This is a genomic window from Nitrosopumilaceae archaeon (assembly GCA_035631875.1).
Taxonomy (GTDB): domain Archaea; phylum Thermoproteota; class Nitrososphaeria; order Nitrososphaerales; family Nitrosopumilaceae; genus TA-20.
Genome location: DASQHX010000003.1, coordinates 1 through 11,323, shown reverse-complemented (window position 1 = coordinate 11,323; position 11,323 = coordinate 1). Strand labels below are relative to the sequence as shown.

Here is an 11,323-nt window from a genome sequence, read left to right as displayed (position 1 = left end):
AGATTCGCATATGCCGGTAGTAGGATTGAGTGTCGAGCCTGATGGACACGATGTGGGAGAAGATTCGCATAAATGAGTGGTAGACTCGAAGGTCATGCCAGTAGGACATGATGGCGGGGTTCCAGTAGTGCCATATACTGGTGCAACTGGAGAGGCAGCTCCAAGGAAAGTTGCTACTAGTAATATTGCAGCCACGGAGGATGTCTGAACTGTTCTTTTTATAATCTTCCTACAGTTAATTTTCAATCTTACAAATGATAGATACCGTGATTTGTTAACTGAATCCATCATCAGGCCAAACCCAACAATAGATAAGGGCCGATCTATTTATTGGTGATCTTTCATTTTTGAAAATACATTTAATTATTTTGCTTTAACTCGAAAATAATTCATCGAGATAGGTTAGGTCTGGTAAACAATCTGGGAATTTATCTATATTCATCTCCACAATCTCCAATAGAAGAAAAGAGATCTTGTGATTTTATGGTTACTGATTTTATTTTTTCCTTGTCCTCTTTATCTAAATTTAATGAAAATACTCTGGCGTTGTCTTCTCTGTGTTCTGCTAAACCTAATCTTGTACCAATTATCACGCCTGCAACAGATGGTTTATCCAAGATATATTTTGCAGCAACATTTGCAATGCTGGAGTGGTGTTTTTTTGCTATATGGGATAAAACAACAAGCAGCTCTTGAAATAAATCCCATCCTCCCCATGCATCAATCATGTTCTTGTATTTCTGCAAGGATATGGTATACAGCTGAGACCTTGCAGGCTCTGGTTTTTTTAGATAATTCTCAGACAAGAATCCTCCAAGTAGAGTTCCATAACATAGTATCTTGATGTCATGCTTTTGGCAAAATGGTGTCATCTTGATTTCAGGTCTCTGGTCTATGATGGAATATTGCACTTGGTTTGATGATATCTTGAATCCATTTTCTACCATTATTTTGATTCGTTCTGTATCAAAGTTTGTCAGCCCAATATTTTTTATCTTTTTTTCATCTTGTAGCTTGAATAGATGATGTAATGCGTCAAGGTAGCTTGTATCGGAGTAATCCCACCAGTGGAACTGGACAAGATCAATTTCCTTTACATTCATTTTTTGAATTGATTTTTTTATATGATGCTCTACAATTTCTCTAGTCATTTTTCCTGGGTTTGGGACAAATTTTGTTAGAGCTTGGATTTTGTCAAGCTCGTCATTGCCTTTATTTTTTGCAATCTGTCTTCGAAATTCACCAATGTATTCTTCTGCTGGTCCATAAATGTCTGCCATGTCCCATGTGGTAAAACCAGAATCATGATATGATATCATATCTGAGATGGCAGATTCTTTTTCTATCTTGCCATGGCCCCCGGCTACCTGCCACATGCCGTTTAGGATTCGACAAATTTTAAGATCAGGTGCTAGCTGGTAGGTTTTTTGTGGTTGTGACATGTTTATGATTTTCTGAAAATTGTACTTCACTTTTTAATCTTGTTCCAGCTTACGGGGTCAAAAAAGACAAGATGTCTAGCTTGCAAAACCAATATTTTCAAGATAGAAATTGCTAAATTTCTAAATTGATGAGATATAGTGTGCTTGAAAAAGAATTTGAAGAATGGAAAAACTTGGTAAACGAGTCTGTTGCATTTTATGCCAATAAAATTAATCAGTTAAATGAGATGCTCAAAGATGAAAAGCTAGATCATATAGAAAGACAAATCATAGAATCAGAAATGACTAGTGCGCTTGATGAAAAAAAGAAATGGGAGCAAGCTCAAAGTGAATTAGAAAGATAAGTTTCAATCTAGTTGCACTTTAGTTATATTCAGGAAAACATTCGAGTCTTGTCATTTATTTTGGCGTTGATGTTGGCTTTTGAGGCCAGAATAAAATGGAACGAGGATTTATTTTTTCAGTTTAGCTTGTTCTAAATTCTTTATTCTGTTTTCTAGTTTATCTATTCTGTTTTTCTGCTGTTTCAAGTCATTTTCTAATTGCTTAATTCTGGTTAGTTGTTGTAGCTCATGCTCTTTGTTAGCAAGTTTTACCATCCAATGTCTAAATTTTCTTTGAACTTAAGGTTTTAAGAAATTCAATAGAATGAAAATATACATTATCCTGGGATCAAGTTAAAAAATTAGTTATGTTTTTTAAATATTGGTATGTTTGGTAGTAAAAAAGAGCCAGAGTATGTCTTTGACCGTTCTCAGTTTGATGCAGATGAACTATCTGAGATTGACAGAATAAAAAACATGTTAGATGCTGCAGAGATAATTAAAGCAGTAGCAAGACAAAGCAAGCTAATGCCAGGTGGCAAGCTCATTACACCAAAGACAATTTTTGCAACAGACAAACGTCTACTAATTAGAGATCCTAACATGCTTGGTTTGCGTTCAGATGTTGATGCCATACCTTATAGTCAAATAAATAATGTAAAATTAGAGAAAGGAGTTTTTACATCCAGAGTAATGATAAAATCAGGAAATTTTAACACCGATGAGCAAGGCTACATTGATGCAATACCAAAAGACAAAGCTGCAAAGATTGTTGCGATAATTAATGAAGGAATTAGACTTGCACAGACTCATACAACAGAGGTAGTTCAACAAAAATCAGTTGAAGATGATCCTTTGACCATGTTGAAAAAACGTTTTGTTAAAGGAGAGATTACAAAAGAAGAATTTGAAGATATGAAGAAAATGCTTGAATGAACAGCAAGCTTGAATCAAAATTAGATACTGCAATAAAGGAATTTAATAAAAAGGCAATTTTAGAAATTTCTCCAAAAACATATTATGCAAAAGGGAAACCAACACCAGTTAATGTTACAAAAAATCAAATTAAAAATGCGTTAAAAAAGATTTGCCCAGAGGAAAAAACCAAGCTTGTTACAAAAGATATGATTGAACATTTTGAAGATTTGGAGAAGCTTGTTCCATTTTGCTCATCACCAAGATCATTTAGATCTGCATGGGATCTTCGTTCAAATATACTGAACAAATATGATGCAGACACTCTAGTAAATGAAGGAGCGCAGCTTATTCCAAATAACAAAAACCTTCGACTTTTTCAAGCAATACAGCAAGGAGTTGAATTAGGAATTAACCAAAGATTAGTTGCTTTTGTTAGGCATTCAGAAGGAAATTATGATGATAGTTTAGATGATCAAGGAAGATTTGAGTATCAACCACCTGCAGATGCAACAGGAATGCTTCGCTATAGATGGTGTCAATTTCTAAGTGAGAAGCTTCAGATTCCATTTCTTGTAATTGCTGTCATGTGGTTTGAATATAGAATTGATTCTTCATCAAATTTAGTATTTGTAGCTGCACCTGCAAAAATAATTGAATATACTAATGACCTAAAAGATTTAGGAAATTCTCTTAGCAATCCTCTAAAATTAAAACTTGTAAATCGTTCTGAGGTGTATAATGCAATCAACTTGTTAAGATCACTTGGCCAAACTAACTTGGAGGTTGAGACTAGACCAGAATTACCGCTTTCATTAGCTAGAGAATGGTCTTTTGATAGAATCAATTCTTCACATAAAGGAAGAAGCTTGAAACGATGGGCTCAAAAAATGGGGCATGACTGTCCTGGCAATCTTTGCAATCACATCAAATTTGCAAAATTGGATACAAGAAAAATTGCATTTGGTCATATTGTATCACAGGACTGGGCAAGATCATTTACTTTTCTGTTGGATAGAAAAGATCATCCAGATAATCTCTATCTTACATGTCAAAGCTGCAATTCAAGCTTGGGGGATAGATTTCCTGATACAGAATTAAGAAATGCAATTGAGAAAAGAGGAACTATTGGAGATTGGTTAAGAAAAGATGAACAAGGCATTAGATTTTCATAGTTTGAATTTATTCCATTAACTTGAACGTGAATTATGCTATTACAGATTAATTTTGGATCCATTACAAGAATTGTTTGAACTGTTAGCTTGTTACTATGTGATTTGAATCCTTATTCAATATTCACAAAACGTAATTGAATTAAATTGGATTCGAGCCCGATGGTGTTTGATCAGTCAGACTGATCGGACAGGGCTGTTTGTGAAGGCATTTTTTGGAGGTGCTTGAATGCAGTACAAAAATGGTAGTATGATATCGTATTCTCATGAAAAATTAAATCAACGTTTTTGCGGTATCATATAAATTTTGGAAGACAGACCGAAATGCCCCGCTGTTTTGAATTTCACATAAGTATGTGGGTTTGTCTGTAGCTGCCTTTTCAATTGACTGACCAATTACATAACATTTCTTATCTGCAAAAAATAATCGATCATGACAGTGATCATTAATTTTTACCTTGAAGTTATTTCCATGCTTTTGTTTAAATTTTTTTGCTATATTAATAAAATTACCTTGCGGCTTGCTTGTTAAGATCATAATTTTTATTCCAACTGAAAGTTTATCCAAATACAATTCAATTACATCTTCATGTGCATAAGCATCAATTACAAATACTTCATTTTTAGCAGATAAAGTGATATTGTGAATATCCTTGTAGAAATCATAAATTTGTCCGGGTTTGTATACTTTCTCTATCCTTCCATTTTTTTCTGGAGAAACAAGTTCTTTTATTTTATCAAATTCTGGTTTGCTTAATCGATAAGTAGTTAATCCCCGTGGAATTAATCTATTATCCCGTTTTAATTCACTCATTCTAGCAGAGATATTACTAGGTTCTGGAATGTCAGATAATTGATAACACTCCCTAATATCTGAAGATTTGAAACTTGTGTAATTTTCTTCATTTTGTAAATAATAACCAAATTGAATTATTTGTTCTTTATCTTCCAATGTATGAAAATCACTAATTTTTTCTACAAACTGACATAGTTTCTCTTGATTCATAATTACTAAAGATTATTTTTTCTGTTTGATTTTTAGAGGAAGATTATGTTCTACTAAATTCTCACCAGCAATTGTAATTTTTATTGTATTTGGTTCATCGCCTACTTCAACCCATTTTTTAAGGTGTATGGTATCGGTAAATAATTGCACAATATTATTTGATTTTGGTTTTTTTACTTCATTATAGCAAAAAAGAGCATGACCATATCTCATATTTTTAATGCTAAGATGTTTATTCAGATAATAACAAAATACTGTTATGATTTCTTGATGCGATTTCGGTGACTTTTCTTCAAAGAATTGTTTTAATGACGGTGTACCATTTCCGCCCTCTAAATTCAACGGGATTAATTCAAGTGAAGGTTGTTTTTTCTTATTTTTAGGTTTAGTTTCTTTATCAGGCTTACTAATGCCGATTGGATTATCAGTTACCGGTACGATAGGTAAAACAGATATCTTTTCCAATGAAGATTCAAGTTTATCCCAGTATTTTTCTACAAAAGATTCAGAGCCTTCAATTTCAAAAGTACCGTCACGCAAATTAATCTTGATTTTTGTGTCCCCCATTCTAGATAGTCACCATTGTGTCTTTTGATTCATCTATTTCAGTCATGCTTGTCCTTCTTTAGAATCGCATCTAAGATTTCATTTATTCTATGATATGCTATTTCATATTTTTTGTTAGGTGATTTTTGAATATATCCTCTTTTTGTCATCTGTTTTATCGGTCCTGATAAAGCAGTTGCTGGTCTTCCAATTTCTTTGCCAATTTCTGAAATACCTAACGAGTGATCTCTTGTAAGACCCAATTTTGTCGCAAAATATTTTCCCATCAATATGGCACAGATTCTTTGCGGATCAGATAGTTTCAAATCTTTGAAAAAGATTTTACCTGATGATTTTTCAATTACAAAAATTTTCTGAGTTTTTTCTACTACTTTCTCCAAATCTTTAAGTATATCTTTTTCATCTACAAGCAGTTTTTTGAGTATTTCTTGTTCATCAGCCATATTCTTACTTTTTCTACTGTGGATGTACTAAAATACTTTCGTGAATCAAACAATCTTTGTTTAAAATTTATCCAGGTTTTATTATAATTTGTAAAATTTTCATCTATTTTACTTTCACAACTACAAAATGTAATGATGTTTTATTCAATCATCATATTCGTAATTTGAAATAGACCGGCAAAGGAGTTTATTGATAATCAATAAAAAGACAATCCCCTCTTTACACACAAAAACATGCTGTTGTCGTAAAACTTTGAGAACCGAGAAATGAATCATAGTCAGGTAATGGATATATCAAAGCTGAGTGGAATATCTTTACTTGACAAAATCCCATGAACATGAACCTGTTGATCCACTCTACTGGAAAGAACACCCAGCGTTGAAAGGAGAATTTACTCTTACAGAATTTGGATTTCAGAGACTAAAAGAGCTTAAAGATTTGATAACTCAACAACTTTCTTGCGATATTAATGAGGAAGGTTTTCCCTGTCTTGGGTGTCGAATACGTGCAAATAACTCCATGATGGAATTTCTGTACATTCATGGTTTAGTTAGTAGAAAAAATCTTGATGTCGGAATTCGGGGCGAATCTTAAATTTCAAAATTTGAGAGAAAATGAAAGAGTCAAGACCAAAGAAATGTAGATGTAAATCTGGTTGTAGCAACAAAACGGAGCATCCAAGTGGATTATGTTCTCCATGTCGACTCGTTGGTCATATGGACTCAGAATTTAGTTGTCGATGTAAATTCAAAGGATGCCAATGCATGATAGAAGCGACTCTTGATAAATCCGGAATATGTTTTCAATGTAAACGCGGAATACATCTTGTACGATATAGTTTTTGAAGCCACTCTTTCATAACTAGATTAGGGTTTGTAGCAGTTTTGATATCAAAAATCTAATTTTTATGGTTCAAGTAGCCTTCAGTTCTTCTTTTTATTGATTCTCCTGTGTTCTATCTGCTATTTCACTGCCATATTGTTCTCTCATGTACTCCATGAAGGTCTTTCTTACTCTTCCAAACCGAGTTTTGTCTAAGATCATCTAGGACCAATTCCTAAATTACAGAATTTTTGTTTGAGCAATTCCACGATTTGGTCAGTATCTGTAATATTTTCTAAATCCTCTCCAGTTATTACTATCATCTGGCAACCGTCATGCAATATCTGTTGAATTGCTCCATATCCATCTCTTCCCTCTGATTCATTTCCAGTTATGCCAGACCGTGCAAAAACAATTCCAAATCTTAATGCTTTATTTCTTAACTTTCCAGCAAACCAACTTAAATCAATTCCTGCTACAGGAGTGGACCAATTCTTACATTCGATTGGAATGATTGGAGGTAAAAAGTACAAGCCGCTACGAGTTTGGTCATTCCAAAAGATGAGGTCTGTTTCTAGACCGCTATATTTGTCATATAGGTTTCTTGCTTCAAGGGTGAAACCAGGAATATTTTCAAAGATGTAACAAGCCAAGTCTTCTAACTGTCTTCCATGTTTTTTCGCATCATGACCAAAATCATGACTGGTGAGAAGCTTTCTTATTTTTGTATTATCAAGCTTAACCATTGTTTTTCCATCAAGCTTGTCAGACAAGCTATCAGCATTTTTTATGCCTAGTTTTTTCGAATTTTGTGTTACCATGAATATAGGCAACCCTAAGTGTTAATGATTTGCGTCGTAGGAAAAACTCCTACACATAATAGTGATTTCTGACCTTTATATACGATGTGAATTTAATCTTTATCTATCTGACGATTTCTATTTGCGTGAAATTTAGCTTAGATTCTGACTTGTCACAAATAAAATTTAGCTAAATTCATCAATCAGATTGTCATTTGGTTAACAAGCTAGATTGATCAAATTAAATTTTGGTTTCTAGCTTGATTATTATATTTTAAAATTAAATTCATTAAAAATCATATCCCATAATTAAATTTCAAATTTTAAAAGTTCAAAATTCATAGTTTAAAGTTTAAACATTTAAAATTAAAATCCACATCTAAAATTAAGATATGTGTCTAAAATCAAGGCGTTTAAATTTAAAATCAAGTGTTTAAAACATTTAAACCCTTTAAAACATTTAAAAATTTTAAAGTTAAATTTAAAACTTCTTTTCATCATCAAAATCATCAGGTCGTATCCTAGAACCATACAAATCAGGATTCTTGGCTTCTCTTCTTCTTTTTATCCACAAATGAATTCCACCAAACAGCATTGCACCTAACAAAATAATTCCTGGAAAAATCCACATCATGCTAAGAACCATGATATTTCACTATCACGTGATATGATAAAAGGAATCTGAAAATCACAAATTAAAAAATAAAAAGTCGTGTACAGCACATGCTGTGATTCAAAATAAAATGAATCGTCATGTATAGTCTCTATGTATTATGACTGACTGATGTATTGGATATTTAGTAAACGCAGGCTCACCCCTCGCCGAAGCTTGGGATCTACACCTCGTTTCTATCAACGCCGTCTTCTGCGGCCATCCTTTGTCTTACGACCGGCTGCCTTTTCTCGGGATAGGCTTCCTCCTTAGATGCTTTCAGGAGTTAGCCTAAATGGCTTAGCTGCTCGGCCTGCCTTATCAGACAGCCGATAAACCAGAGGCCACGCTGCTCTGTTCCTCTCGTACTCGGAGCAACTTCCCCTCAAGCAGCCTCGCTTCCATCAGGCAGAGACCGACCTGTCTCACGACGGTCTAAACCCAGCTCATGTTCCCCTTTAATAGGCGAGCAGCCTCACCCTTGGCCCCTGCTGCAGGGCCAGGATGGGAAAAGCCGACATCGAGGTACCAAACCGCGGGGTCGATAGGAGCTCTCGCCCGCGACGAGCCTGTTATCCCTGGGGTAATTTTTCTGTCACCACGAGCCCCCAATAGTGGGGACGTCATGGATCGCTAGGCCCGAATTTCTTCTCTGAATCCCGTGCGTTTGGAGATCCAGTCAGTCCGGTTTTTGGCCTTGCCCTCTTCGACGGATTTCTGACCCGTCTGAACCGAACTTTGGGCCCCTTTGATATCTTTTCAAAGGGGTGCCGCCCCAGCCGAACTGCCCACCTGCACCTGTCCCACAAGTGAATGTGGTAAGAGGTACTGCAAGAAATGACCGGTGTTACACTTTCGCTTCCTGTCTCCCCGGAAGGAGACAAGCATGGCTACCGATTACACTATGCAATTCCAACTATACCGCAAGTACAAGCTGCAGTAAAACTCCACGGGGTCTTCTCTCCCCGATGGAAGATGCTGGACTGTTCGTCCAGCTTATGTGGCTTCACCGGGTTGTAGGCGGGGACAGCGGGGCCCTCGTTGTTCCATTCATGCGCGTCGGAACTTACCCGACAAGGCATTTGGCTACCTTAAGAGAGTCAGAGTTACTCCCGGCGTTTACAGGCCCTTAGCTCAGTTGAACCCAAGTTTTAGGTACCTGCACTGGCCAGGATTCAGTGACTATACACATCCTTTCGGACTAGCAGTCACCTGTGTTTTTATTAAACAGTCGGGACCCCCTTGTCACTGCGACCTACGGTCCCAATTCTTCATTAAGACCGCAGGCATCCCTTATACCAAAGGTACAGGACTAGTTTGCCGAGTTCCCTCGCCTACGGTATACCCGATACATCTTAGACTTATCATCCAGTGCACCTGTGTCGGATCTCGGTACGGACAAACAAACAACTCACTACACAGCATTTCATGGTCTCCTGGAATTGAGCAAACTCACCTAACGGCAAGCCCCTCCTACCTCGAATTAGTTCTCGCCATTACGGCACTCCCCAATTCTATAATAGTTCAATAGAACGACGGTTCTAAATGCCCTATCCGGAAGCAAAACTGTGTAGATTATAACGTCATTTGTAAGGTACTTGAATATTAACAAGTTTCCCATTCGGGTGACTCTGTTGAGGTCACTCTTAGGATCGACTAACTCCCGGCTGACGACGCATTGCCGGGAAACCCTTACACTTACGATGGTATGGATTCTCACCATACTATGCTGTTACTGCCGCCAGGATCTGCAATGGGAACCGGTCCACAGGACCTCACGGCCCTGCTTCGACCCAATCCCCACGCCTAACTACCATGTACTGTGATAATCACAGTAATCTGAGGTATCGGTGCTTTGCTTTAGCCCCGTCCATTTTTGGGGCATCGAAGCTCGGCAGGTAAGCTGTTACGCACTTTTTAAAGGATAGCTGCTTCTGAGCTTACCTCCCTGCTGTCTTGGCTTCAATACGCCCTTTAGTTTGACACTTAGCAAAAACTTGGGGACCTTAACCTCAGTCTGGGTTGTCCCCCTCTTGGTTACGAGCCTTACGCCACGTAAACCCGTCTCCCTACTTCTACGACGCGCATCCCTTCGGAGTTTGAATGGATAGCGAGCCATTTCTGGCCCGTCATATCCGATCGGTGCTCTACAGGACACGCTGTCTTCATAAAGGCAGTACTACGATACACTTCGTTAGGAACTAGCGATCACCAGACTAGATTGGTTTTTGACCCCTATTCTCAGATCAGACAAACAATTTGCACGTTAGAACTGCTTCAGCCCTCCATGGGACTTTCGTCCCACTTCAGCTTGTCCAAGAATAGATCGTCTGGTTTCTAGCCTTGCCGCTATGACTCGACGCACTTTCACACGCTTCTCCTCACTTGCGTTGCGAGAACTTGGTTTCCCTTCGCCTCCACCCTGTTAAGGTTTAGGCTTGCCATAACGGTAAGCTCCCTGGCCCGTGTTTCTAGACGGAACGCGTGACACTAGAGCTATGAACGTCAAACCTTCAGCTCTATTGCTAGAACCTCCAGTCTGACAAAAACTCCTTTCATGCCACGCACGTCTGTAGCCAGTTGGTTTCAGGCACTTTTCACCCCCCTTCCGGGGTACTTTTCAGCTTTCCCTCGCGGTACTAGTTCACTATCGGTCTTGAGAAATATTTAGCCTTAGATGCTACTTTCACCTAAATTCGTTGCCCACTACCAAGGACAACTACTCGCGTTATGATAAAATCCCTTTTTCTTACGCTCACGGGGATATCACCCTCTTTGTCGGGTCGTTCCAGACCACTTGAGCTTTGAATTTTGGATTGCAAGACCATAACAACACCACATCTCTATTATGTTGCCATAACAGATTCAGTTTGGGCTGATTCCTTTTCGTTCGCCACTACTTGGGAAATCTCAATTGATTTTTTTTCCACAGCGTACTCAGATGCTTCACTTCCGCTGGTTCGATCTCAACTACCATTGTAGCTGAGTATGTTTAACACATAGGATTCCAATTCGGACATCTCAGGATCATCGGTCACTTGCACCTACCCTAAGCTTATCGCAGCTTGCCACGTCCTTCATCTCTTCTCAAGCCTAGCCATCCTCCAACTGGCGTCTGCACACCAGCATATTCAGTCATAATATTACACGACTATACATGACGATCATCGCTAGTACATG

At 37.5% G+C, this 11,323-nt stretch carries 12 protein-coding genes and 1 rRNA gene; 4 read left to right on the top strand and 9 right to left on the bottom strand.

Going from position 1 to position 11,323, the window contains the following annotated elements:
* The coding region (locus tag VEU72_00610) for a hypothetical protein (GenBank protein ID HYL65634.1) at positions 1-291 on the bottom strand (291 nt) is incomplete at its 3' end.
* Positions 292-428: 137 nt separating this feature from the next.
* A complete protein-coding gene (locus VEU72_00605; GenBank protein ID HYL65633.1) occupies positions 429-1,472 on the bottom strand; it encodes an aldo/keto reductase in 1,044 nt (347 codons plus the stop codon).
* Between the two features lie 110 nt (positions 1,473-1,582).
* On the opposite strand from VEU72_00605, the gene VEU72_00600 reads away from it, so the two are divergent.
* Positions 1,583-1,786 carry a hypothetical protein gene (locus VEU72_00600; protein ID HYL65632.1) on the top strand — a complete coding sequence of 68 codons (204 nt, stop codon included), beginning with the start codon at positions 1,583-1,585 and terminating at the stop codon, positions 1,784-1,786.
* Positions 1,787-1,894: 108 nt separating this feature from the next.
* Here the strand turns inward: VEU72_00600 and VEU72_00595 are convergent, their stop codons facing one another.
* Positions 1,895-2,041 (bottom strand): hypothetical protein, encoded by a 147-nt coding sequence (locus VEU72_00595; protein ID HYL65631.1) that lies wholly within the window; start codon positions 2,039-2,041, stop codon positions 1,895-1,897.
* 111 nt (positions 2,042-2,152) lie between these two features.
* Between VEU72_00595 and VEU72_00590 the strand changes: the two genes are divergently transcribed.
* Both VEU72_00590 and VEU72_00585 read left to right on the top strand, forming a co-directional pair.
* Positions 2,153-2,701, top strand: coding sequence for a PH domain-containing protein (locus VEU72_00590; protein HYL65630.1), 549 nt, complete (start codon positions 2,153-2,155; stop codon positions 2,699-2,701).
* Entirely contained in the window at positions 2,698-3,855 is a 1,158-nt protein-coding gene (locus VEU72_00585; protein HYL65629.1) for a hypothetical protein, read from the top strand. Before VEU72_00590 ends, VEU72_00585 begins: the two co-directional genes overlap by 4 nt.
* 271 nt (positions 3,856-4,126) lie before the next feature.
* Here the strand turns inward: VEU72_00585 and VEU72_00580 are convergent, their stop codons facing one another.
* The 3 genes from VEU72_00580 to VEU72_00570 all read right to left on the bottom strand — a co-directional run bounded on the left by VEU72_00580 (position 4,127) and on the right by VEU72_00570 (position 5,868).
* Positions 4,127-4,804: a hypothetical protein gene (locus tag VEU72_00580; protein HYL65628.1), complete on the bottom strand. Its 678-nt coding sequence runs from the start codon at positions 4,802-4,804 to the stop codon at positions 4,127-4,129.
* Positions 4,805-4,870: 66 nt separating this feature from the next.
* The gene (locus tag VEU72_00575) at positions 4,871-5,425 is read right to left on the bottom strand and encodes a hypothetical protein (protein ID HYL65627.1); all 555 of its coding nucleotides are present in this window, start codon (positions 5,423-5,425) and stop codon (positions 4,871-4,873) included.
* A 38-nt stretch (positions 5,426-5,463) separates the two neighbouring features.
* On the bottom strand, positions 5,464-5,868 hold the full coding sequence (locus VEU72_00570; protein ID HYL65626.1) for a hypothetical protein: 405 nt from the start codon (positions 5,866-5,868) through the stop codon (positions 5,464-5,466).
* A 319-nt stretch (positions 5,869-6,187) separates the two neighbouring features.
* Here VEU72_00570 and VEU72_00565 point away from each other — a divergent pair, with 319 nt between their 5' ends.
* Positions 6,188-6,463 (top strand): hypothetical protein, encoded by a 276-nt coding sequence (locus VEU72_00565; GenBank protein ID HYL65625.1) that lies wholly within the window; start codon positions 6,188-6,190, stop codon positions 6,461-6,463.
* Between the two features lie 446 nt (positions 6,464-6,909).
* Here the strand turns inward: VEU72_00565 and VEU72_00560 are convergent, their stop codons facing one another.
* The 3 genes from VEU72_00560 to VEU72_00550 all read right to left on the bottom strand — a co-directional run bounded on the left by VEU72_00560 (position 6,910) and on the right by VEU72_00550 (position 11,273).
* Entirely contained in the window at positions 6,910-7,512 is a 603-nt protein-coding gene (locus VEU72_00560; GenBank protein ID HYL65624.1) for a hypothetical protein, read from the bottom strand.
* 460 nt (positions 7,513-7,972) lie between these two features.
* Entirely contained in the window at positions 7,973-8,137 is a 165-nt protein-coding gene (locus tag VEU72_00555; GenBank protein HYL65623.1) for a hypothetical protein, read from the bottom strand.
* 131 nt (positions 8,138-8,268) lie between these two features.
* Positions 8,269-11,273, bottom strand: a 23S ribosomal RNA gene (locus VEU72_00550).
* Positions 11,274-11,323: the final 50 nt, after the last annotated feature.

What these genes read in the sequence shown, in the direction of transcription:
- VEU72_00595 (HYL65631.1), bottom strand. Translation starts at nt 2,041, where the DNA reads ATGGTAAAACTTGCTAACAAAGAGCATGAGCTACAACAACTAACCAGA.
- VEU72_00590 (HYL65630.1), top strand. Translation starts at nt 2,153, where the DNA reads ATGTTTGGTAGTAAAAAAGAGCCAGAGTATGTCTTTGACCGTTCTCAG.
- VEU72_00585 (HYL65629.1), top strand. Translation starts at nt 2,698, where the DNA reads ATGAACAGCAAGCTTGAATCAAAATTAGATACTGCAATAAAGGAATTT.
- VEU72_00575 (HYL65627.1), bottom strand. Translation starts at nt 5,425, where the DNA reads ATGGGGGACACAAAAATCAAGATTAATTTGCGTGACGGTACTTTTGAA.
- VEU72_00570 (HYL65626.1), bottom strand. Translation starts at nt 5,868, where the DNA reads ATGGCTGATGAACAAGAAATACTCAAAAAACTGCTTGTAGATGAAAAA.
- VEU72_00560 (HYL65624.1), bottom strand. Translation starts at nt 7,512, where the DNA reads ATGGTAACACAAAATTCGAAAAAACTAGGCATAAAAAATGCTGATAGC.
- VEU72_00555 (HYL65623.1), bottom strand. Translation starts at nt 8,137, where the DNA reads ATGGTTCTTAGCATGATGTGGATTTTTCCAGGAATTATTTTGTTAGGT.